Origin of the sequence: Arthrobacter sp. E3 (assembly GCF_017353415.1) — a bacterium.
Classification (GTDB): Bacteria; Actinomycetota; Actinomycetes; order Actinomycetales; family Micrococcaceae; genus Specibacter.
On the sequence record NZ_JAFMPX010000003.1, the window covers coordinates 72,278 to 95,710 of the forward strand.

Consider the following 23,433-nt stretch of genomic DNA (forward strand, 5'->3'; position numbering starts at 1 on the left):
ACAGGACAAGGGTAGGGCAATGATTGGCCGTTTCTTGGGGGGCAGGTTTGGTGGAGCACCCGCTCCTCAAGCCCCTGCATTCCCGAGTGTTGATCCGGTGGCGGAGGAAATCGCCCAGATGGGTGCCTCCGTGGACAATTTGCGTGCTGCCGTGCGCAGGTCGGGAAGCAAGCTCCCGCCCCTGCTAACGTCCCAGTTGCGCCATTTGGGCGACCTCATGCGTGACACCGTCGCCGACATCAGCATCCGCGGCTGCTCCACGGAGCAAAGGGTGCTGCTCAACGCAATGATCTGCAGCTACGTGCCCACGCCCCTGCAGGCCTATCTCGGGTTGCCGCCAGCACACCATGGCGAGGAGTCCGCTGCCACATTTTTGTTTGCCGAGCAGTTGGCCACCCTGGAACTAACCCTTGCGGACCTGTTGAACCAGATTCGCATTGGTGCCGTCGAGGAGCTCTCCACGCATGGGCGTTTCCTGGCGGACAAATTCTCAGCACAGGACGCCGCCTTGCAACTTCAACAACCTGTTTCAGAAAGAGACCCATTGCGTCTGGAGGGCCAACCTTGGCAGCACTAGTGGCAGGGGCCAATGCGGCCCTCACGGTAGAGAATCCCGGCCTTGACCACGTGGTGGTTGGCATGGGCTGGGACACCATCCCCAGCAATGGCCCACAGGCGGAGCTGGTTCCGTTTGTTGTCATGTGCGACGGCGACGGCAAGGCTGTTTCCAATGACCACCTTGTGTTCTTCAACCAGTTGGTCAGCGCTGACTCCTCCGTCACTTTCATTGGTGACGGCGACCAGGAGCAGATCGATGTCCAATTGAAGCTGGTCCCCGAGGACGTTTCGAAGATCATTTTCCTGGCTTATGTAGATCCGGAACTCCGCGGCCACGGCAGCTTTGCCTCTGTGCGAAGCGCCCACATTCGGGTGGCGACGGATGAAAACAGGGAGCTGGTGCGTTTCAACATGTCAGTTCTCAAGCTTGAGTCCGTCACGGCCATGATCTTTGGTGAGCTGTACAGGCACAGAACCGACTGGAAGTTCCGCGCCTTGGGCCAGGGCTACAGCACGGGCTTGGCCGGCGTCGCCAAGGACTACGGAATTAGCCTGTAAGGCCCTGACATGACTGCTCCCTCAAATCCACGCACCGACCTGGTTTTTTTGCGTCGCCGCATCAAGCCCGGGCGCACCCAGCCTGCAGCTGCCGCATCCGGGCAAGCCACTGCGTCTGCACCAGCACCTGCGTCCGCACCTGCAGCACCATCGCTGACACTGCGTCCGTCAGCCTCAGCTCCAGCAAGGCCTGCTCCAACCAACGCTGCAGCAACCAGTCCTGCACCCGCACGTCAAGCCCAAAATTCTCAAACTCCTCAAACTCCCCCGGCCAACACCCCACGCTCTGCCGGGCTGGTGCTGGGACGTGGCACCACGCCGTCGTCCACGAGCGCACGTGCGCAAAGGCTGGCCGCCCGGCGGCAAAAGGCCGCGCTGGAAGACCAAGAGGTCAAACTGTTGTTCCCCGCCCCGGGAATTGCGGACGTATACGAACTGAACCTGGTTGACAGGGTGCTGCGCTTATCGGCGCTTCAGTCCTGCGTCGGCACCATGGTGGTCAGTGGAAGCACGGCCATAGCCTGGGAGAGTGTGCGCGGGGTGACTGGCGGGAAAACGGTGGACGGCCACAAGGCCGGCACCCCCGTCGAGACTTCCGGGAACCGGGAATTGGTCGGGTACAACGGCCGCGAAGCCCTCGTCTCGTTGCGCCATGTACGCGAGTTGCGCCGCGCTATTTTCATCAACCGCAGCAGTTCCCCCATGGGGGTGCAGTTGTTCTCAGGCGACACTGTGGCGCTACCGCCTGCCGCCGACGGAACGCAGATGGTGCTGCTGGCGCACAGGATTGGCAATGTTCTAGAACTGCGGGCCGAGCCTGTTCCCCACGATTGGCCGGACATAAAAATCTGGCAGGAGTTCGACTTTTCCATGACGCACAGGGCGCCTGTCTCCTCCTACGGGCGCTAGCGTCTTTTGCCGGCGGGCCACGTTCCGCTATTCATCAACAGCTCGAAAGGGCCAATGCGACATTTTCGTTCCCTGACCGACTCCGCAGCCGGGCAGCTTTTCCATCGGCTGCCCCTGGAACTGACTGCCGAAAGCACCCCGGAGCTGCTGGCTGTGGCCCTGGGCGGCACCCTCTATACCCCGGCGAACCGCAGTGATCTTGTCAAGGATGTGCTGCGCCAGCGCGATCTTGGCTGCGTCTCCATGGTGCTCTGCCTGGAGGATTCCATCCCCGACGCCGACGTTCCAGAGGCTGAAGGAAACGTGGTTGCCGCACTGGCCTCACTCGCACGGCACCAACACGACCTGCCGCTGCTGTTTGTCCGGGTCCGCACCCCCGAGCAAATGCTCCGGGTGGCCCGGCGCGCGGGTGCCGCAACGGCCCTGCTCACGGGTTTTGTGCTGCCCAAGTTTGACAATGAAAACGGCACTGGTGCGGCGTTCTTGTCTGCACTCCACGTGGTGCAGCAGGAGCTGGGGCTTGACGGCACCCCCTCAGCCGACGGCGCACCTTCGCATCGGCTGCGTGTGATGCCAATTCTGGAATCATCGCCCATCATCCATATCCAAACGCGTGCAGCAGCGTTGACAAACATCCATGCCCTGCTGGCAGCCCATCGGGAGGACATTTTGTCGGTGCGGATCGGCGCCACCGACATGTCCAGTGCCTTTGGGCTGCGACGTTCCCGCGACCTGACCATTTACGACGTCAATGTGGTGGCAGGGGTCATCGGGGACATCGTCAACGTGCTGGGCCGGCCCGACGGCGGTTTCGTCATCTCCGGCCCCGTCTGGGAACACTATTCCAACACAGAGCGCGTGCTGCGTCCGCAACTGCGCGTCACCCCCTTTGTGGGGCCCCATGAGCAGGAGCTGCGTCAACGCATCATGACGGCGAACCTTGACACCTTGATCCGTGAAATAGAGCTGGACCTGGCCAACGGCTTGCTCGGCAAGACTGTCATCCACCCCAGCCACATCGCCCTGGTCCATGCCATGAGCGTTGTCAGCCATGAGGAATACCTTGACGCCGTGGCGATCGCTGGAAACACGAACGGTGGCGCCGCTGCGTCCCCGTACGGGAACAAAATGAATGAGATGAAACCGCACCAGGCATGGGCTCGGCGCACTCTGCTCCGGGCCGACGCCTACGGTGTTTCCGCCGCCGGTGTCACCTTCGTCGACCACCTCGAAGCGAGCATGGGATGAGCGTTTTCGAGCCCCGCCTGACCGCGAACTCGAACTGGACTGGCGACTTTGTGGCCCGCCAGCTGGACGTCCGCATCCGCACCGCCCCGGACAGCGCCTTCGCCGTGGAGGATTTGGTGGGTCTGGCACTGCGCCGCAACCCGAAACGCGCCCATCTGCTCGTCTCGAACGTGCTCGCCAAGCATGTACCCACTGAACCCGCCCTTGTTATGGCTGCTGGCACGCTACTGGGAGCCTTTGTTGCCCGTGAACTGTGCTTGCCAACGCACGACGCCGAAACCAGCCGCTCGCTGGCAGCGGCCTCCGCGGCGCTCACCACGGCCCTGCGCACCAGCGGAGCGGACCGCCGTCACGCCATTACCGGCCTTGGCGACGCACTAGCCGGGTTGCGCACCCGGGTTCCGGGCGCCGTCGTGCTTGGCTATGCCGAGACTGCCACGGGCCTGGGCCGGCTCGTCGCCAATGCCCTGGGTGCCTATTACATCCACTCCACCCGGCATGCCACCCCCGGAATTGAGTCCGTGGCCGGCTTTGAGGAGGGACATTCGCACGCCACCTCTCACGCCATGGTGCCCACTGATCCGCACTGGTTCGACGGTGATGGGCCAGTGGTTTTGGTGGACGACGAGTTCAGCACCGGTTCAACCGTCATCAACACCATCCGTGAGCTGCATGCCCTGGTCCCACATTCCCTCTATGTGGTGGCTGCCCTGCTCGATCTACGCAGCACCGCCGACCGTGTACGGTTTGATGCTCTGGCCGCCGAGTTGGGGTGCAGGATTGTGGTGACGGCGTTGGGAGCCGGTGAGATCAGCTTGGGGGACGACATCCTTGACCGTGCCGCAGCGCTGATCGCGGAGCTGCCGCCTGCCGGCGAGGCTGCGCCAGCTGGTGCGCGCGGCCGCCTGGCCATGCTCGAATTGACGGATGCGGACATTGCGCCCATACGGAGCGACCGCTATGGCAACACGGCGCCACCAGCGGACGAAGACGTTGCTGCGGTCGCTGGGCAGGTGGCGGCACTGCTGGCAGCCCAGGAGTGTCGGGGCCCCTTTGTAGTGCTGGGCTGCGAGGAGAACATGTACCTGCCGGTGGCTGTGGCCAATGTGCTGGCCGGGTTGCTGCCATATGAACAAGTGCGTTTTTCCTCCACAACCCGTTCCCCCATAGTGCCCATCAACAGGGCAGACTACGCCATTGCCGGGGCGCTGACCTTCGCCAGCCACGATGCCACCCTCGACGGTCCGGGCATCCGTTTTGCCTACAACCTCAGCGGAATGCATGGGCGTCCGGGCACCATTGTGCTGTTCCCAGAACCCGGCACCGGCCGCCACGACGTCCTCGCAGGCAACCCCGCGGCGGGGCTTGACCCGCTGGCCGTGGCGATGGCCAAGGCAGCCGACGACGTCGTCGTGGTGCTGCTGCCAGCCGATCTCCCGCCTGCCACTGACGGCAATTCAACAAAGGACGCACCATGAGCCAGTTCCCGCTTCCCACACCGTTGAAGGGTCCGGCGTTTGGTTCCTACGCACCCGATGAGGTCAGCTGGCTGCTGAAGGACCTGAGCCACATGGCCTTGGAGGCCCCCACCGCGGAGCGCGAACGCGCCATCCAGTCGGGGGCCGCAAACTATGCCGAATCATTGCCGGTGGAGTATTCGCCCAGCACGGAATATCAGGCCCTGTACACGGAGGCCGTGGGGCGCTCCGCCGTGCGGATCGCGACAGCGGTGGGCGTGGTGACCGAATTGGCCCTGTCAGCCCGCGGACACCAGCCCGTGCTGGTGTCGCTGGCGCGTGCAGGCACGCCCATCGGCATCTTAATGCGCCGCTGGGCCCAGCAGGTCCACGGTCTTGACCTGCCGCATTTCACCATGAGCATTGTCCGCGGTGTGGGCCTTGACCAGACAGCGCTGCGCCACCTTGGCGCCCATTTTGATCCGGCGCGGATACTTTTTGTTGACGGTTGGACGGGCAAGGGAGCCATTGCTGGCGAACTGAGCAGCGCGCTGGACAAGTTTGCAGCGAGTGACGGGGTGCGTTTCCCGGCGGACCTCGCCGTGCTGGCGGACCCCGGCCATTGTGTGTCCATGTTCGGCACCCGCGAGGACTATCTGATCCCCTCAGCCTGCTTGAACTCCACCGTGTCCGGCCTGGTGTCCCGGACGGTCTTCAACACCGACCATATTGACCCGCATGATTTTCACGGCGCCAAGTTCTACGCGGAGTTGGCGCCCAGCGACGTCTCCAACGACTTCCTGAACGCCATTTCCGCCCACTATGGCAATGTCCGCGCGGCTGTTGCCCAGCGCGTGGCCAAGCATCGTGCGGCCGCCCCCGCGCCCACGTGGACGGGGTGGAAGGCCGTCGAACGGATCAGCACAGAGTACGGCATTAACAACGTGAACCTGGTAAAACCCGGCGTGGGCGAGACCACCCGCGTGTTGCTGCGCCGCGTGCCGTGGCGGGTGCTCGTCAACCCCGCGGCCCGGGCCGATGTGGCGCATGTGCTGCTGCTGGCCGAACAACGTGGGGTGCCTGTGGAGGAAGTTGCAGATCTGCCGTACAGCTGTGTGGGTCTCATCCACCCACAATTCGACAAGAGCGCCGTGGGTGCCGACGGCAAGGCAGTGCACAACGCATGAGTCCCACTCTCGTCGCCTGCGATCTTGACCGCACACTGATCTACTCCAAGAACGCACTCTGGCTCACCGGCGCGGACAAGGATGCCCCGGCCATGGTGGTCGCTGAAGTGTACGACGGCGCCCCGCTGTCATACATGACCCGCGCAGCCCAGGAACACCTGCTGGCCGTCAAGGACGCCGCAACGTTCGTGCCTGTCACCACACGGACCCAAGCCCAATATGAGCGGGTGCAGCTCCCCGGCCCCGTGCCCGAATATGCCATCACCTCCAACGGAGGCGTACTCCTGCACCATGGCGTGCCGGATGCTGCGTGGAACGAGCAGCTCACCGCACAACTCGCCGCGGCGTGTGCGCCACTGGAAAGTATTGAAGCACACCTGGCCAACTCTGACTTTGCCCCGTGGATCCTGCGCCTGCGCCGGGCCGAGGACTTGTTCGTTTACGCCATCATCGACAGGGACGCCATGCCGGATTCCTTCCTGACCGAGCTGAAACAGGTCTGTGCGGATGCAGGCTGGAGCGTCTCGGTGCAGGGCAGGAAGCTCTACTGCGTCCCGTTGCCCATCAACAAGTGCGGTGCCCTCGCCGAAGTTTCCCGACGCACCGGCGCAGAAACAGTCATTGCCGCGGGGGACTCTCTCCTGGATCAGGACATGCTCGCAGGCGCCCACCTTGCCTTCCGGCCCCGTCACGGGGAACTACACGACGCCGGATACCTCGCCTCCCACCTGCGCCTCACCTCGGTGCGCGGCATTTTGGCAGGGGAAGAGATCCTGCGCAGCATCCTGGCTGAGATCAGCTGATCAAGCCCGTCGGGCACTTAACTTATGCGTCCGATTCCTCTTCGAATGATGCGCCACTGACGCACTGGCGCATCATTCGCCCGTGAATCCGACGCATAAAAGAAGAATGAGGTGGCCCAGCGGAGCCTGTCCCGTCGTCACCGCATGTCAGCGCTCCGCGGTAGGCTGGAAGTTCACTACACATCATCATCTTGGGGGAGATCTCCGTCTTGTCGCCTGCCCGTAATACCCGCCCTTTTGGGGCCACCGATTTCATCATGGGATCGATTTTTGCCTCCGTCCTGGTGCTCACCACAGCCTGCGGTGGCGCAACGGCACCCCAGGCAGCTCCGGCGTCGGACGTGGCAACGCCGGGTCCAGCAACGACCAGCGCCGTCCCAAGCCCCACAGCCACTAGCGCAGCACCCTTGGACGGCCAGGGCGGGGTCGACCTAGCGGCAAATACGACGTCGGTCGAAGCAGCGAAGGCCCTGATCGTATTGGAAACGCTTCCCATCAAGGGCAGGGCGCCCAAGACCGGATACAGCCGTGAAGAGTTCGGGCAGGCTTGGGCAGACGTGGACCGCAACGGCTGCGACACCCGCAATGACATTCTGAGCCGAGACCTGACGGCGAAGACGTTCAAGCCGGGCACGCGCGACTGCCTAGTGTTGACGGGAATTCTGGACGATCCCTACACGGCAGACACCATTTCCTTTGTGCGCGGGCCCGAAAGCGCAAAGGTGCAGATCGACCATGTTGTGGCACTCAATGACGCCTGGCAAAAAGGAGCCCAACAGCTGACGGCGGATCGGCGCAGGGCGTTCGCCAACGATCCACTGAATTTGCTGGCCGTTGACGGTCCCAGCAACCAAAGCAAGGGTGCTGGTGACGCTGCCACGTGGCTGCCGCCGAACAAAAGTTATCGCTGCGAATATGTGGCCCGGCAGATCTCCGTCAAGGCCGGCTACGAACTGTGGGTGACGCAGGCTGAGCACGATGCCATGGCCAAGGTGTTGGGCACGTGCACGGATGCTCAAGTTCCGAGCAGCGAGGCTCCCACGGCTGCCCCGGAGCAGGCTGTTGTGCTGCCGCCGATCGCCCCGCTGCCCCCTGTTGCCGCCGTTGAGCCAGCACCGGCGCCCGCACCCCCGGCCCCACAGCCCGCACCCCCGGCTCCAGCCCCGTTGGTTCAGCTGCCGGTAGCCGAGGTCTTCTACCAGAACTGCACAGCTGTGCGAGCTGCAGGGGCCGCACCCATCCGAGTGGGTCAGCCTGGTTTCCAGCCCAAGTTCGACCGAGACGGCGACGGGGTCGGCTGCGAGTAGCCCTGCCGTTCACTGCTACCGATCCCACCTCTTCCAACTGTGCTGGTAGTCGCTAGCATTGGAGTATGGGTTACCGTGGCAACCGACCTTTGGTCCCAGCAGTGTGGCAGCGTCACGATACGGAGATCTTGCCGTTATGGCGCGAACGCCTGTGCGCGGAAATGGGTCCGACGGTGGCAAGCCGTTATGCGAGCGGGCTCTTTTTCGAGGACCGGCGCCGTCCCATTGCCCAGTGGTTCAATCCGGCCTTGAACGCAGCGTTGCTGGTGGGCATTGAGACGTCCGCCGAATGGCCGGTCCAGCGCTTTGGGTTGTTTTATGCCCCAGCCGGCGGTGGTGCCGTGATCAAGGTTCACACCAACACGCACGAGTGGTTCACCCGCACCCCGAAGGAATCACCCACCGAGGAAGAGGCATTCGCCGCGGCCCTTGTTTCCGCCGAGTCCTTTCTGCACGTGGAGATGGATTTCCTCTAGGGTTCGCCTCGAAACCGGCTCCACCGCGAACAAGCTATTTCGCCAGCGAAGCCGCCATATGTTCCACGATCCGGCGCAAGATGGGTGCGGGAGTGGCAAAGTTCAGCCGAATCCAGCCGGCGCCCACATCGCCGCACAGGCCGCCCTCGGTCAGCGCCACCCGGGCATGTGCGGCAAAGAACTCGGTGGGTGTGCCCGTAAAATCCCCGAAATCCAGTTCCGTGCAATCAACGAACGCCAAGTACGTCCCTTCCGGCACCACAAAGCGGGCTTGCGGCAAGTGCTCCTGCAACAGGCGCTCGAGCAGGCGCCGGTTGCCGTCCAAGTATCCAATGACGCCTTCCAGCCATGGCATCCCCTGCGTGTAGGCAGCGATGTTGGCCGCCACCCCAAAGGTGCTGGCACCATGTTCCGCAAACGGTTCCTCGGCGACCCACAGCTCATAGTCGGCAGCATTGGAAAAGATGATCTGGGCAGCTTTGAGCCCGGCCAAGTTCCAAGCCTTCGACGCAGACGTGGCCGTCACCGTGTGGCGGGCCGCGGCGTCACTGACCGAGGCGTACGGTACGTGCCTAGCGCCGTCGTACACCAGGGGCGCATGGATCTCATCGGAGAACACCCGAGCCCCGCGCGCTTCCACAATGGTGCTCAGCCGCAGCATTTCCTCACGGGTATAGACCTTTCCAATCGGGTTGTGCGGATTGCAGAGCACCAACAGGTCGCCGGCGGACAGTGCCTCTCCAAGGGCAGCAAAGTCGAGTTCCCACGTCGCCTCGCCCCGGATCATGGGAACCTGGACAAGTTCACGCCCGTACATGGCCGGGAGGATGATGAACGGCATGTACGCGGGCGTCGGGACCACTATCCGCCCCTTCGCCGGGGTGAAATGCCTGACGGTGGCTTCAAGTGCGGTGAGGACGTCAACCACGGGGCGGATCCATTCCGCGGGTACGTCCCAGCCATGGCGCATAGCCAGAAAGTCCCGGCAGGCCAGCCCTAGTTCGTCCACCAGATGGCCCGGCAAATATCCCACCTGCCCTCTCGACACCAGTTCGCGAAGCCGCTCCGCGATGGGCGCGGCCAGGCCAAAGTCCATTTCGGCCACCCAGGCTGGCAGCTGCCCGGGGAACGCGGACCACTTCAAACTACCCGCAGCACGCAGATCCGCTTCGCTCACGGCGTCGAAAGCGCCCTGCCGGGGTGACGTGTCCGCGGACGTCTGTAAGTCTGAAATTGTCATGCTCGGGTCCTCCTCTGTCACACTGGTTACGTCTGCTTCCACCTTAAGCCACCCCATGGGAGGGCCGTCGGCGCAGTGCCCGCACCACGACTCTGCCACTCTTAGGACTTTCCCGATGAGCACCATCTCCCTCCAACGCCGCAACCAAGCCGTACTCGTCGTTGGGCAGCTGTTGTCGGGGGTGGGTGTGGCCTCCGGTGTTGCCGTGGGAGGCATCCTGGCTGCGCAACTGGCAGGCACGACGGCGGCATCCGGCTTTGTGCAGACAGCGTCCGCCTTGGGTGCGGGGCTGGTGGCCGTGCCGTTGGCGAACCTTGCCGTGCGGGCGGGGCGCCGCTGGGCGCTGAGCACTGGCATGGTCTTGGGCGCCATGGGAGCCGCAGTGGTTCTACTGGCGGCAAGCCTTGGCCAGTTCTGGCTCATGGCCGCCGGCATGCTGTTTTTTGGTTCGGCCACTGCGGCCGGATTGCAAGCTAGGTATGCGGCAGTTGACGGCGCACCCCCGGAGAAGGCCGGCCGGGCCATGGCGATCGTCATTTGGGCCACGACTGTGGGCTCGGTGGCTGGACCCAACCTCTCCGAGCCTGGCCGTTTGCTGGGTATTCGGCTGGACATGGTGCCGTTGGCCGGCCCGTTTGTGTTCTCCCTGGTTGCATTTTTGACCGCAGCTCTGGTCATCGCGCTATTTTTCCTGACCCCTCCCCCTCCCGCACATAATACCGGTTTGTCTGGTGGAGCCTCCGGTGACACCGTCGATGAGGCTCCCAGACAAGCTACAAAACCGGCCAAACGGCATGGTGCCTGGCGTGCCCTGCGTCTGGCCAGCCACAATCCACGGGCACTTTTTGCCCTGGCGGCGGTCACCGGCGGACACGCCATCATGGTGGGCGTCATGGTCATGACCCCTGTTGCCATGAATGAGCACGGTCACGCGCTGGAGATGATCGGCATTGTCATCAGCCTGCATATTCTGGGTATGTACGCGGCCAGCCCGATGTTTGGTTGGCTGGTGGACAAACTGGGCAGCGTGCCCGTCATTTTCATCGGCTACGGAATTTTCCTGGCGGCCATCACCATTGGCGCTATTGTCTCGGATAGCAGCGACCCCCTACCCATGTCCATTGCCTTGACCACGCTGGGCTTGGGCTGGTCGGCGTGCCTGATCGGCGGCTCGTCCCTGCTCAACGAATCGGCACCGGACCACCTTCGCGTTCCGCTTCAGGGCGCCAATGACATGATGATGAACTTCGGGGCAGCCGGCCTGGCAGCATTGGCAGGCCCGGTTCTAGCGCTGGGCGGCTTCTTCTGGGTGAACATGATGGCCCTCGCCGTGCTGGCCGTTATGGTGTTCTTTGGCCTGCGTGCCGTACATCCGACACCCAGGGACGTCATGCCTGAAAGCGTTTCTGACACGGTCGGCTAGCTCGCTGTTACCAGTGAAACAGGCTGGCCGCCTGTGATGCACCAGTTCAGGTCACTCGCAGTATCGATTTTCGTGTCGCTTTGCTCCTATCGGCACCCGGCATGGGTGGACACAAAAGCTTCCCCGATCGCCCGTTAGAGGTCAGGATTCAGTCATGACAGAGAAATCCGTTCGTCGCGTCATCCGTCTGTTTCCTGACTACGGCCATCGGTGGCCGCTGTGGGAGAACAGCACTGCCGAGCGACCAACAAAATACACAATGGAGCCCGCGGACTTTGGGCTGTCACAGAATCTCACACTCCGACTTCGCACATGGTACGACGCCTGGGATGCCGAGAACTTGTACGACGGTGGTTGGAGCTCGCCTGACAACGAAGCAGCTTGGAACGCGGAAGGCGCCAGTATCGCCGAGCAACTTCGTGCAGAAGTCAAAGCCTTCGCTGACGTGGAATACCACGAGTAGAAGCCGGCGTCTGTAAACGACATCGTCAGCGCCCGTTCAAGGTTCCTTTGTGGGACGTTAGTGTCTCTTTTAGAGACGTGTGTGATAGTCCTCGTACTTTGGCCCTAGTCAGGTAATAGGCGAGCTAACAATTGTTCTTGGTAGCCCCGGATAGGCTCTGTTGATGAATAACCTCGAGCAGCGCAAACCCTCCATTATTTTGCGCGTGGACTGGGCCATTGTCTGCTTCTCGGCGTCATGGTGGTCATAGCGTCTGGGATGGGCTGGATATTTGCCATTGGATCGCACATCGGGTGGGCCAATGGAAGGTTTTGGAGGGGCCACCAATCAGCTCGATCCGTCTCGTTCAGGGGTTCCCGGGTGGAACGGTGGACACTGCGTGCTCAGACACTTGGGAATGCGACAGTTGGCCCAGATGCTGCAGATCGCCTCGCAGACCATGACTGCACGCATGGATCTCACGCACGCCGTTCCCACACGGAACAACCACCCGTTCCATTCAGTCCGGACCCACTAGGTCGCGCCAGCGGCGGGCGCCGGGCACTGGGGATGCATCGGCTACTCCCCGAGGATGTGGCGCAGGGCGGTTTCCAACTCCGCGTGCCTGAAGCTGTAGCCGGAGGCCTGGACCTTATCCGCGGACACCCGTTGGTTGGCCAGCGCCAATTCGGCGGCGCCTTGGGCCCCCAGCAGCAGCTTTGGCCCCAGCTCCGGGACCTTGAACCCGGAAGGGCGTTTCAGCACACTGCCGAGAACACGCGCAAATTCACCGGCGGTCACCGGATGCGGGGCCACGCCGTTCAGCGCCCCGGCCGCACTGTCCGTCAGGGCAGCGTGCGCGAAGATGCCGGCAATGTCATCGATCCCCACCCAGCTCTGCCATTGCTTCTCACCCAACGGCCCCCCAGCCCCGGCCAAGTACAGCGGAAGCAGCCGCTGCAGGACCCCGCCACCCGCGGAAAGCACCAGCCCGGTGCGGACGTTCACCACCCGCACACCCGCTTGAACAGCAGGCGCGCAGGCAGCTTCCCAGTCCTGGCAAACAGTGGCCAGAAAATCAGTGCCGGGCGGGTCCGATTCCACCAGTGGGCGCGGATCTTCTGCAGAATCATGCGGTTCGGCACCGTAGTACCCCACGGCGGAACCGGACACCATGGTGAGTTGCACGCCGTCGGACGCCAGCTCTGCCAAAGTTTGAGCCAGCAGCCGCGTGCCGAGAATCCTGCTTTGACGGATGGCCTCTTTATTGGCGTCGGTGAACCGCCCACCGATGGGATGGCCGGCCAGATGCACCACGGCGTTGCATTGCGCCAGGGCCGCGGAGTCAACCAAACCGGCATCGGGATCCCAAAAGATCTCGTCAGCGGCCTGTGGCACCCTACGCACTAGTTTCAGCACCTTATGCCCGCCACCGCCCAACAGCGCGCACACTTGGCGGCCAATCAGCCCCGACGCCCCGGACACGGCAATCTTCAACGGCTCAGCGGAATGGGCGTTGTGGAAGGCCAAATCCCCGAGCAGCTGCCGTTCCCGGAACGCAAACATGCGCTCAAGCTCCGCATTCATTCGCTTATAAGCCCACTCGCCGCGGGCCAGGGCGGGCAGCTCATAGTGCACTTCGTCAACCATGACTGTGGTGCCCGGTTCCGGCCCGTCACTAAATTTATGGGTGTGCGTCCACGACGACAGCGGTCCCTTGTCCATGACATCGGTAAAGCTCGACCCGGGCACCAGCTCGGTGTGCAGGGCGTCCCATCTCAGCTCGGGCCTCGTCCAGCGCTTGCCTGCCAACGCAGCAGGGAGCAAGCCGCGCAGGCTGCCTGCGGCCGATCCCAGCCACATTCCAATGCCGCCTGGCGCGCCCACACCCATGGCCGCCGTCGAGCCGACATTGATGCCGTCGCTGGGTTCTGCCAAAACCGCTCCAAAGAACGACGGAGTGAGACGCACCAAGGCGCCTGGTCTGGTAAACCACGCGAACACCTGCTCGCGCGGAAGGGGGATGGATGTGGTGTAGCGAAAAATGCCCATGGCAGCCTCCAAAGTGGATTTGAAGTCCATCCTGCCCTATCGCGGGGACAAAGTGTCAGTGCGGCTTGCTAGATTCAAGGTGCTGCACAATTCGTATGGAAGGCAACACCATGTTTCTCCTTGTTTCCCCCGCTGGCGGCGATGCCCCGCTGATCTTCTCGGCGTCGGACCTGGTGACGGCCAGCGAGTGCCAGTATAGGTCGCTGCGGATCCTTGACGAGAAGTTGGGGCGGACTACGAAGCCGGGTTTCGCCCAAGACGAGATGATGGAACGTGCTGCAGAACTCGGCGACGCATTTGAGCACAAGATCCTCGATGAATATGTGGCCAAGTTCGGTGAATGGAACAAATCCACGGGCACAGGTGTGAAGGTCGTGGAGCGCGGGGATCTGACGTGGGCCGGCCTTGAGTCGAAGCGTGAGGAGACCCTTGAAGCGTTGCGCGCCGGGGCCGACGTCGTTTTCCAGGCCACTTTCTTTGACGGTTCCTTGGTGGGGTTTGCGGATTTTCTGGTGAGAGCGGCAGATGGCTCCTACGCCGTCCATGACACGAAACTGGCCCGGCATGCGAAAGTCAGCGCCCTGCTGCAGCTGGCCGCCTATGGGGATCAGCTGCAGCAGTACGGCATTCCGCTGGTACCTGTCACCAAGCTGATCCTGGGCAACCGCAATGAAAGCCCACACCCCATGACCGATCTGCTGCCGGTCTTTCGTGAACGCCGGGATAATTTCCTGGACTTCACGGCAGCCCATAGGGCACAACCAGAACCCGTCTCGTGGCTGCAAGAAGGCGTCAGTTACTGCGGACGCTGCGATTATTGCACTGAGCAGGTCAAGGCCACCGGCGACTTGCTGCTTGTCAACGGCATGACAGGTTCCCAACGCCGCAAGCTCATGGCTGAGGGCATCGCCACGATCGATGCGTTGGCGGCCATGCCAGCAGGCAACGCAACGGGGCCGCTGACAAGATTGCGCGACCAAGCCCGCATGCAGCTCGGGTTGGAGCCTGATGTCAAGACTGTCACTGCTGGCGAGGGGCCCGACTCGCATGAGATCAGCTACAAGGTACTGGCCACTGTCAGCACAATTCCCAAACCCAGCGCAGGCGACATATTCTTTGACTTCGAAGGGGACCCGCTTTGGCAGGACCCGGACGATGACACAAAGTGGGGCATTGAGTACCTGTTTGGCTCCATTGAGGCCCCTGCTCCGGGTACTTCCGACGGTACGCCGGAGAATTTTATGCCATTTTGGGCGCATTCGCGGGCCCAGGAGCGCGAGGCGTTCTTGAAGTTTGTGGCCTACGTTGAAGCCCGACGTGCCCACCACCCTGACATGCATGTCCACCACTACGCACCCTACGAAAAGTCGGCATTGCGCAACCTAGCCGTCCTGCACGGCAACAAGGCAGCCGAGGACACCGTGGACGACTGGCTGCGCAGCGGCCTCCTCGTGGACCTGCTGGACACCGTGCGCCAATCTGTACGAATCTCCGAGTCCTCATATTCAATCAAGAAGCTGGAACCGTTTTACATGCCTTCCGGCCGTGTGGGCGATGTGACCAATGCCGGCGCCTCAGTGGTGGCCTACGCGCATTACTGCAAGGCGCGCGACGCCGGACTGGCCGGGGACGCTGTTCAGGCAGCCGAGGCGGAGACCATCTTGGCGTCCATCTCCGCCTACAACGAATACGACTGCCTTTCCACGCTGCGCCTGCGTGATTGGCTGCTGAAAATCGGTGCCGCAAAGGTGGTGGGCAGCTGGACCGAAGGCAGCGGAAAATTGCCCAACCCGGAAGCCTCGGCGGCCAAGCCAAGTAGCCACGAGCCCAGTGAGGGCGAGCTCAAACTGGACGCTTACATTGCAGGGCTCCAGGCACAGGGCACCTCTTACAAACTGACGAATGATGAGACCACCATTGCCATGGTGTCCGCGGCCGCCAGCTACCACCGTCGTGAGGACAAGCAGTTCTGGTGGGGCCACTTTGACCGGTTGGAGAAGGGGCCGGAATCATGGGCTGAGGAACGCAATATGCTCGTCGTTCAGGAAGCTGAAGTGCTCCAGGACTGGGCTAAGGCGACGCCAAAGGCAAGAACTGAAACCCGAACCCTGAGGCTCACCGGCACAGCAACTGAGGGATCAGACTTCCGGGCAGGCACATCATGGTTTGGCATGATAGGGGCCCCGCTTCCAGAGGGCCTGGGCGGAGATGCGCAGATGCCGTCGCTGCGTGATGGACTCTTCAACATCACCGTCGAAGAAGATGTGTCAGACCCCGCCACACCCGAGCTCACAACCCTCATCGTGAAGGACAAGTCCTCCCTGAAGGTGCCCGCCTACAACCAGTTGCCCATGGCGCTGACCCCGAACCAGCCCATAGCGACCAAGAGCATCCGCGAAGCACTCGCAACTTTGGCGCAGACCGTGGGAAGCAATCTGCCGCACCTGCCCCGGCACCCGGGCATTGAGATCCTGCGCAAGGCAAAGCCGCGGCTGGCCGGCGGCGGCACCCTGCCCTCCGCCGTCGTGCATGGCGACGGGCACAGCGTGCGGGAACACGACTACATCACCGCCATCACTGCGGCCGTGCAACTATTGGACCATTCCTACCTTGCGGTCCAGGGGCCGCCTGGGACGGGGAAGACCCATGTGGGCTCGCATGTCATCGCGTACCTGGTAGCGCTGGGCTGGAAGATTGGAGTGGTGGGACAGTCGCACGCAGTCGTGGAGAACATGCTGCGAGCCACCATCGAAAAGGCCGGCGTGGATCCGGAACGGGTGGGCAAGAAGCTTGCCATCCCGCATGACGTGCCCTGGAAAATCACCGATGACAAGCAGTTCGGCAAGCTTCTGGGCTCCACGCAGGGTGCGTTGATCGGCGGAACCGCATGGACCATGACGGGCGCCAACGTGCCCGCCGGGTCCCTTGACCTGCTCGTGATTGATGAGGCCGGGCAGTACTCCTTGGCCAACACGCTGGCCGTGGCGCAGTCCACCCAACGCCTGCTGCTGCTGGGCGATCCGCAGCAATTGCCGCAGGTCACGCAGGGCTCCCACCCGGCCCCCGTGGACGAGTCCGCGCTTGGCTGGCTCTCCGCCGGCCACGCAACACTGCCACTGGAGTTGGGATACTTCTTGGCCGACTCGTGGCGCATGCACCCAGCATTGTGTGCCCGCGTATCCACGCTCAGCTACGAGGGAAAGCTGCAGTCCGCGCCTGCTGCAAGCGAACGGCACCTCGACGGCAGGCAGCCCGGTGTGAAAACTGTCTTTGTTCAACAGGACTTGGCTGACAACAAGGAGAACAAGCAGTCCTCCCCCGAGGAAGCCGCCGAGGTGGTCAGGCAGGTCAATGACCATCTCGGCCTGCGGTGGACTCCGGGGGCCGGTCAAAAACCACGTCCATTGGGGCAGGAAGACCTTCTGGTGGTCGCAGCCTATAACGCCCAGGTGCACTTGGTGCGCGGCGCTTTGGACAGCGCCGGATTGTCCGGCGTCCGGGTGGGCACCGTCGACAAATTTCAGGGCCAGGAGGCTCCCGTTGTGCTGGTGACCATGGCGTGCGCGGATCCCACAGCAGCCCCGCGCGGCATGGAATTCCTGTTGAACCGGAACCGGATAAACGTCGCTGTTTCCCGCGGCCAGTGGCGGGCTGTCATCATCCGCTCCCCTCAGCTAACGAACTTCATGCCCGGAAAGCCGTCGGGCATGGCTGAACTGGGCGCGTTCATCGGTTTGTGCACAAGCGCGGCTGACACAGGTCAGGGAGCCATCGTGGCATGATCGCACCATGGACCACGTGAGTACCGCCCGAACGCGGAACCGCCAGCTTCGTCTCATCGGCATGGTGGTGTGCGGCGCCGCCGCGATGGTGTTGACGGGACTGCTGGGCGCATGGATTTACGCACCAGCGGTGGGCTGGGCTGTTGCGGCGCTGATTTACAACACCTGGGTATGGCTGAAGATCGCCCCCATGGATGCCGCGCAAACTGCAGCCCACGCCCTCCAGGAGGACCCGGGGCGCCGAACGTCCGATCTGCTGATTCTGCTGGCAGCGCTGGGTTCCCTCGCCGCCGTCGCGCTCGTCATGGTGGGCAGCAAGGACGTGGCTGGAACGGCGCGTCTGTTGTTGGCCCTGCTCGCCATTGGCTGCACCGCCATGTCCTGGCTCATGGTCCACACCTTGTTCACGCTGCGCTACGCCGAGATTTACTACAGTGACGAACCCGGTGGCATTGGCTTCAACCAGGATGAGCCGCCCCAGTACACGGATATTGCCTATATGGCGTTCAGTGTGGGCATGACGTACCAGGTTTCTGATACGAACATCACCACGCGGGCCATGCGTTCGGCGGTGCTGCGGCACAGCCTGCTGGCCTTCGTGTTTGGCACGGGCATTCTGGCCACCACCATCAACCTCGTGGTCAGCCTCGTCGCCTAGGCGCCCGCACCGAAACTAAACGGCCGAGCTGAAGAAAGTCTCCGCGATGCGCGCCAGGTTGTGTGGATCGGCCACACCACACAGCTCCCTGGCGGAGTGCATCGACAGCAGCGGCGTTCCAACATCCAAGGTGCGGATGCCCAGGCGGGTGGCCGTCAGCGGGCCAATGGTGGAGCCGCACGGGACATCGTTGTTGGAGACAAATTCCTGGTAGGGAGCACCCGCGGCCGCGCACAGCTTGGCCCAAACCGCGGCTCCCACCGCATCCGTGGCGTAGCGCTGGTTGGCGTTGATTTTTAGCAACGGGCCACCGTTCAGGACAGGATGGTTGGCGGGGTCGTGGCGTTCCGAATAGTTGGGGTGGACAGCGTGGCCGGCGTCGGCTGAAATGCACAACGAATTTGCAAAGGCACGACGGCGGTCGCTGACACTGGCTCCCAGGGAGTCAGAGATCCGAACCAGAATGTCTTCAAGAATGGGTCCGCACGCCCCTGAGCGGGAACCGGAACCAATTTCTTCATGATCGAAGGCCGCCAGGACGGGGATCACAGGACCCTGTGCCCCTTCTTTGTTGTTTGCGCCACCGCTGGCGGCAGCAATGAGCGCCACCACGCCGGCATGGACGGATGTCAGGTTGTCCATCCGTCCGGAAGCAAAGAACTCATTGTTGGCGCCGAAAACCTGGCCGGGAGCAGTGTCCGCCACCATGATGTCGTAGCCACCAATGTTCTCTGCCTGAACCCCGGCTTTTCCCGCCAACAAGCCAAGCAGGTCTTCATCGGCAGGATTGCCCTGTCCCCAAATCGGATTCATGTGAGCCTGCCGGTCGAGCTTGAGCCCGTCGTTGGCACTTCGGTCAAGGTGGATGGCCAATTGTGGGAAGCGCAACAAGGGACCCGTAGCCACGAGCGTTTCCGTGCCATCGACATCCACCAGCCTGCCGGCAAGTTGCAGTTCCCGATCCAGCCACGAGTTCAGCAGCGGCCCGCCGTACACCTCAACGCCCGCCTGCAACCAACCGAAACGGCCTGTGGTGGGTTTGGGCTTCAGCTTGAAGGAGGGCGAGTCCGTGTGTGCGCCAAGAATGTTGAAACCTGTAGTTGCCGTTGCCGCTTCCGGCACCACCCAGGCGATGATGGCGCCGTCGCGGATCACGAAGAACTTGCCGTGCGTTGGCCATGCCTCGTCTTCGGTCAACTGTGTGAATCCGGCCAGGGCAAGGCGCCGTCCGGACTCGTGTGCAGCATGAAAACTTGAAGGCGAAGCGGCAATGAAGTCGCGCAGGTCCAGGATGTGCTCACCGAAGGTCATGACTTGATTCAATCATGAAGCCTCAGTAGTCAGGGTTGCTGGGGATGACAAGGCCCGTTTCATAGGCGTACACCACCACCTGCACCCTGTCCCGCAGGTGCAGCTTCGTCAGAATCCGGCGCACATGCGTCTTCACGGTCGCCTCGGAGAGGAAGAGCTCGTGTGCAATTTCTGCGTTGGAGTGCCCTTGGGCAATGCACTGGGCCACCTCGAGCTCACGCGGTGTCAACTCGCCCAGCAACGGATCGGGATGAGGCGTCGGGCGGGGCGGCCGGTTGCGGACAAAGTTCTCCAACAGCCGCTGGGTGACACGCGGTGCCACGACGGCGTCCCCGCTGGCCACCAACCGCACGGCTTGAACCAGCTCCGCGGGCGCAACATCCTTGAGTAGAAAGGCACTGGCGCCTGCCTGCAACCCGGCAAAGGCGTACTCATCAAGGTCAAAAGTGGTCAAGATGATGACCCGTGCCTCAGAACGGGATGCACTGATGCCCTCTGTCGCGGCGATGCCGTTCATAATAGGCATACGGACGTCCATGAGCACCACATCGGGGTCCAGCCGTCCCACCGCTTCGAGGGCTTCGCGGCCGTTGGAAGCCTCTCCCACCACGTGGAGATCTTCCTCCCCCTCAAGAATCAGCTTGAACCCCATGCGCAGCAGCGGTTGGTCATCGACAAGCAGAACCTTGATCGTGTTCCTGTTCACGGAATCCTGTTCCATACGTCCTCCCCAAAAAGCTCACTCATGAAGTGCCAACGCCTGGATGCAGCACTGCCTCAACCATCCAACCACCCTGCGGCATCGGGCCGGCCTCAACAGTTCCAGCGTATATTCCGGCACGTTCACGCATGCCGGCAATGCCGTTGCCTGTCCCCATATGAGCATTCGCGCCTATGGACTCACTCAACGACCCGTGCCCGTCGTCGTTGATCCGAACGAAAAGTTCATCACGGTTGAGGTTGTTCTCAATTTCCACCCGTACCCGCGACACGGCGGTGCCGTAGCGCAGAACGTTCGTCAATGATTCCTGCACAATCCTGTAGATCGTCAGCGCCAGTGCCGGGTCATGGGGCATTGGCGGCCCGGACTGGCTGAAGGTCAGGGGCAAGCCCGCCTGCCGAAAGCCTTCAATCAAGGCTCCCATGTCACTTTGATGCGGCTGTGGGCTCAAGCTGGTGCCACCTTCAGCACGCAGCACACCCAGCACCCTGCGCATGTCGGTTAGAGCCGTGCGCCCGGTTTGTGAGAGCTGCCCCAGCACCTCCCCCGCCTTGACCGGGTCACGTTTGAGAACGACGGCGGCCCCATCTGAAAGTGCCACCATGACGGTGAGCGAGTGGGCCACCACGTCATGCATTTCACGGGCAATTCTGTTGCGCTCGGCCACTGAGGCAAGTTGGGCGTTCCTGACAGCCCATTGGCGAAGCTCTGCATCGTGTTGGCGCGCGCTTCGCACGGAAGCACCTATTCCTGCGGCAATGATGTTTGCCAGCAGCATCATAATGGCAGAAATGATCTTCGTTTGCTCCGCCGTGGGTCCCTCGGACACCAGCAGGTCGTTGGGGAATCGGTAGAAAAAGAACGTGAAAATGGTCAGCGGGATGCTCGCCGCGACCGCAATGGGAAAGCTGAGCAACGGACGGTAGTGGACTGCTGTGGTGTACAGGGCAAACCAGATGCCAACGCCAATGTTTCCCGAACCGGTCACCAGTGAAATATTGAGTAGCTCAAAAACGGAAATAATGACCAGCACGGTCAGCGGCTTGTCCCGGCGGAATATAAGCACCACGGCTGTGGCCAGCACGATGACTGTGTGCACGCCGAGGTTGGTGACCGTCCAAGCAACGCTGATGAGGCTTGCTGAACTGATCAACAGATACACCAGCACCACAAGCACATCCATGATGCGCGGATGGTGGTAAAAGTAGGTTCTGAAAACACCGCGGCGGCGGGCCGCGAACTCATCGGCCCGCCGTTCTACGGATGGTGATTCGACGGGGGGCGCGGCCGTTCGTTGCCCGCCCCCCGCCTGGCTTTGTGTACGCATGGGCCGGTTCCTAGTTACTCGGCGCCAAGCTGGGTTTAGATGTCACGGTTCTTGAATGAGACGATGGCCGGAACTGTGATGACAACAATCCACGCGAGGAAAATCAGTCCGCCTGACAGGGGGCTGATGAAGGCAGCCTTGTCACCAATCTCCAGCATGCGTCCGCCAGCCACACTGGGTATGTACTGGCTGACGTACTTCCAGAAGTCTCCAGGGACCAAGCCCAGCAGTGAGGTGGCGATTTCCAGCAGGAAAAACAACGCCACCAAGACCACGATGCCAGCGGCTGCACTGCGCAAAAGTGTGCCCAGCGACAAGCCAATGAGAGCTACTCCTGCGACGTAGACCCCGCCCAGCAAAATACTCCGCAGCACACCATCCATATCCAGCGACATGTTGATGTCATAAATCCCCAGAATGGGCATTGACACCAAGAAGGTGACAAAGGCTGCCACCAACGTCAGAATGTAGGACACCACCACCAGAACAATCGCCTTTGCAAAGAACACCGGCAGGCGCTTGGGTACCGCCGTTATGGTAGAGCGGATCATGCCCGTGCCGAATTCTGAGGCGATCAACAGCACCGCGAGGGCGCCAAGGACCAGGATCCCCAGTTGCAAACCGGCAATGGGCGTGCCGTAAATGTTCAAGCCTTGCTGATTGGCTGCGGCTATGGCCTGGTCAATGGTCATTTTGGGAGCACCAGTGGTCGGCAACTCACGCCCGGGCGGACCGGCTGCACCAAATTCCATGATGCCCTGCACCACCATCCCGCGCACCCATGCGGCAAAGGCTCCCACGCCCACCATGGCGACAAAAGTGAACAGCAGCAACAGCTTCGTGCTGCGCAGCGAACGGAACTTGATCCACTCGCTGCGCAGCACTCCCATGAATGTCAGGGAACCGCCGGCAACGTGTGCAGGTGCGGAAATTCTCGTGGTGCTCATCGTTGGGGCTCCTTCGCGGTGGCCGGTGCTGACGCGTCGTTGGAAAAGTCCTGCGAGTGGTACTCCACCGCATCCTTGGTGAGGTTGAAGTACGCATCTTCCAAGGAGGTTGTCAGTGGCGTCAGTTCGTAGACCAGCACCCGGTTCTCCAGTGCTGTAGCGGCAATCTGACGTGAGTCGAGCCCCGTCACCTCAAGCGTCTCATTTTCAGGGCACTCAACGCGGACACCATTGTTACCCAGCAATTGACTCAACTTGGTCACCTCCGGCGTGCGCACACGGACCTTGGCCTGTTGGGTGCCTGCAAGGATCTGGGCGATGGGGGCATCGGCAATGATCTGCCCCCGGCCAATCACAATGAGATGGTCTGCCGTTAGCGCCATTTCACTCATCAGGTGCGAGGACAGAAACACCGTTTTGCCCTGCCCGGCCAAGTGCTTGGCCAGATTACGCACCCAAAGCACGCCCTCGGGGTCCAACCCATTAACCGGCTCGTCCAAGATCAGCGTCTGTGGGTCGCCCAGCAGTGCCGAGGCAATGCCCAGCCGCTGTCCCATGCCGAGGGAGAAACCGCCAGCCTTCTTCTTGGCGACGGCGGCCAGCCCCGTCATGTCGATGACTTCGTTAACGCGTGCGGTAGGGATGTTGTGCGTCGCGGCAAGAGCCAGCAGGTGGTTGTAGGCGCTTCTGGAGGTGTGCACGGCCTTGGCGTCAAGGAGCGCGCCTACCTGGTGCAATGGGTTGCGGTGGTCGGCATATTTTTTCCCATTGACGGTGACACTGCCTGCGGTGGGCTTGTCCAAGCCCACGATCATGCGCATCGTGGTGGACTTTCCGGCGCCGTTCGGTCCCAGGAATCCAGTCACAATGCCCGGCTTGACGGTGAAGGAAACACCTCCAACAGCCATCACGGCCCCGTAGCGCTTGGCCAGATTTGTTGCCTCAATCATGTGGACTTCCCCTTTTGGCGGTCGCCGGGTTCTTGGGGCCATGATTGTGGCCCTCGTAGCGAATCTACATCCACGGT

General features: G+C 62.2%; 20 protein-coding genes. 13 read left to right on the plus strand and 7 right to left on the minus strand.

The genetic code is table 11. The features are described from left to right. The first annotated feature begins 19 nt into the window (after positions 1 to 19). The 9 genes from JMA46_RS02435 to JMA46_RS02475 all read left to right on the plus strand — a co-directional run bounded on the left by JMA46_RS02435 (position 20) and on the right by JMA46_RS02475 (position 8,503). Positions 20 to 577, plus strand: a complete 558-nt coding sequence (locus JMA46_RS02435; RefSeq protein WP_207343704.1) for a hypothetical protein — start codon at positions 20 to 22, stop codon at positions 575 to 577. Further along, positions 565 to 1,116 carry a TerD family protein gene (locus JMA46_RS02440; protein ID WP_207343705.1) on the plus strand — a complete coding sequence of 184 codons (552 nt, stop codon included), beginning with the start codon at positions 565 to 567 and terminating at the stop codon, positions 1,114 to 1,116. Before JMA46_RS02435 ends, JMA46_RS02440 begins: the two co-directional genes overlap by 13 nt. A 9-nt stretch (positions 1,117 to 1,125) precedes the next feature. Further along, entirely contained in the window at positions 1,126 to 2,025 is a 900-nt protein-coding gene (locus tag JMA46_RS02445) for a hypothetical protein (protein WP_207343706.1), read from the plus strand. Positions 2,026 to 2,079: 54 nt separating this feature from the next. After that, positions 2,080 to 3,273, plus strand: coding sequence for an HpcH/HpaI aldolase/citrate lyase family protein (locus tag JMA46_RS02450; protein ID WP_207343707.1), 1,194 nt, complete (start codon positions 2,080 to 2,082; stop codon positions 3,271 to 3,273). Next, complete coding sequence (locus tag JMA46_RS02455) at positions 3,270 to 4,751, plus strand: phosphoribosyltransferase domain-containing protein (protein ID WP_207343708.1); 1,482 nt, start codon at positions 3,270 to 3,272, stop codon at positions 4,749 to 4,751. The genes JMA46_RS02450 and JMA46_RS02455 overlap by 4 nt, the downstream gene beginning before the upstream one ends. After that, positions 4,748 to 5,917, plus strand: a complete 1,170-nt coding sequence (locus tag JMA46_RS02460) for a cysteine protease StiP family protein (protein WP_207343709.1) — start codon at positions 4,748 to 4,750, stop codon at positions 5,915 to 5,917. The genes JMA46_RS02455 and JMA46_RS02460 overlap by 4 nt, the downstream gene beginning before the upstream one ends. After that, positions 5,914 to 6,720 (plus strand): HAD family hydrolase, encoded by an 807-nt coding sequence (locus JMA46_RS02465; protein WP_207343710.1) that lies wholly within the window; start codon positions 5,914 to 5,916, stop codon positions 6,718 to 6,720. The genes JMA46_RS02460 and JMA46_RS02465 overlap by 4 nt, the downstream gene beginning before the upstream one ends. A 257-nt stretch (positions 6,721 to 6,977) precedes the next feature. Continuing rightward, positions 6,978 to 8,027: a DUF1524 domain-containing protein gene (locus JMA46_RS02470; protein ID WP_207343711.1), complete on the plus strand. Its 1,050-nt coding sequence runs from the start codon at positions 6,978 to 6,980 to the stop codon at positions 8,025 to 8,027. 173 nt (positions 8,028 to 8,200) lie between these two features. Then, positions 8,201 to 8,503 carry a hypothetical protein gene (locus JMA46_RS02475; RefSeq protein ID WP_348770027.1) on the plus strand — a complete coding sequence of 101 codons (303 nt, stop codon included), beginning with the start codon at positions 8,201 to 8,203 and terminating at the stop codon, positions 8,501 to 8,503. Positions 8,504 to 8,537: 34 nt separating this feature from the next. Here JMA46_RS02475 and JMA46_RS02480 read toward each other — a convergent pair whose 3' ends face one another. Beyond that, positions 8,538 to 9,743, minus strand: a complete 1,206-nt coding sequence (locus tag JMA46_RS02480) for an aminotransferase class I/II-fold pyridoxal phosphate-dependent enzyme (RefSeq protein WP_207343713.1) — start codon at positions 9,741 to 9,743, stop codon at positions 8,538 to 8,540. A gap of 115 nt (positions 9,744 to 9,858) precedes the next feature. On the opposite strand from JMA46_RS02480, the gene JMA46_RS02485 reads away from it, so the two are divergent. Further along, a complete protein-coding gene (locus tag JMA46_RS02485) occupies positions 9,859 to 11,166 on the plus strand; it encodes an MFS transporter (RefSeq protein WP_207343714.1) in 1,308 nt (435 codons plus the stop codon). A gap of 154 nt (positions 11,167 to 11,320) precedes the next feature. After that, entirely contained in the window at positions 11,321 to 11,629 is a 309-nt protein-coding gene (locus JMA46_RS02490) for a hypothetical protein (RefSeq protein WP_207343715.1), read from the plus strand. Positions 11,630 to 12,187: 558 nt separating this feature from the next. Here JMA46_RS02490 and JMA46_RS02495 read toward each other — a convergent pair. After that, on the minus strand, positions 12,188 to 13,660 hold the full coding sequence (locus tag JMA46_RS02495; protein WP_207343716.1) for a TIGR01777 family oxidoreductase: 1,473 nt from the start codon (positions 13,658 to 13,660) through the stop codon (positions 12,188 to 12,190). A 110-nt stretch (positions 13,661 to 13,770) separates the two neighbouring features. Between JMA46_RS02495 and JMA46_RS02500 the strand changes: the two genes are divergently transcribed. Both JMA46_RS02500 and JMA46_RS02505 read left to right on the plus strand, forming a co-directional pair. Beyond that, positions 13,771 to 17,442, plus strand: a complete 3,672-nt coding sequence (locus JMA46_RS02500) for a TM0106 family RecB-like putative nuclease (protein WP_207343717.1) — start codon at positions 13,771 to 13,773, stop codon at positions 17,440 to 17,442. Between the two features lie 7 nt (positions 17,443 to 17,449). Then, positions 17,450 to 18,100 carry a DUF1345 domain-containing protein gene (locus JMA46_RS02505; RefSeq protein ID WP_247646973.1) on the plus strand — a complete coding sequence of 217 codons (651 nt, stop codon included), beginning with the start codon at positions 17,450 to 17,452 and terminating at the stop codon, positions 18,098 to 18,100. A gap of 15 nt (positions 18,101 to 18,115) precedes the next feature. Here the strand turns inward: JMA46_RS02505 and JMA46_RS02510 are convergent, their stop codons facing one another. Genes JMA46_RS02510 through JMA46_RS02530 form a run of 5 tightly spaced genes read right to left on the minus strand, consistent with a single transcriptional unit; the run spans position 18,116 to position 23,356 of the window. After that, positions 18,116 to 19,411, minus strand: coding sequence for a M18 family aminopeptidase (locus JMA46_RS02510; RefSeq protein ID WP_207343718.1), 1,296 nt, complete (start codon positions 19,409 to 19,411; stop codon positions 18,116 to 18,118). A 22-nt stretch (positions 19,412 to 19,433) separates the two neighbouring features. After that, complete coding sequence (locus tag JMA46_RS02515) at positions 19,434 to 20,132, minus strand: response regulator transcription factor (protein ID WP_207343719.1); 699 nt, start codon at positions 20,130 to 20,132, stop codon at positions 19,434 to 19,436. 22 nt (positions 20,133 to 20,154) lie between these two features. After that, the gene (locus tag JMA46_RS02520) at positions 20,155 to 21,459 is read right to left on the minus strand and encodes a histidine kinase (protein WP_207343720.1); all 1,305 of its coding nucleotides are present in this window, start codon (positions 21,457 to 21,459) and stop codon (positions 20,155 to 20,157) included. A gap of 35 nt (positions 21,460 to 21,494) precedes the next feature. Continuing rightward, on the minus strand, positions 21,495 to 22,406 hold the full coding sequence (locus tag JMA46_RS02525; protein ID WP_207343721.1) for an ABC transporter permease subunit: 912 nt from the start codon (positions 22,404 to 22,406) through the stop codon (positions 21,495 to 21,497). Then, the gene (locus JMA46_RS02530; RefSeq protein ID WP_207343722.1) at positions 22,403 to 23,356 is read right to left on the minus strand and encodes an ATP-binding cassette domain-containing protein; all 954 of its coding nucleotides are present in this window, start codon (positions 23,354 to 23,356) and stop codon (positions 22,403 to 22,405) included. The genes JMA46_RS02525 and JMA46_RS02530 overlap by 4 nt, the downstream gene beginning before the upstream one ends. Positions 23,357 to 23,433: the final 77 nt, after the last annotated feature.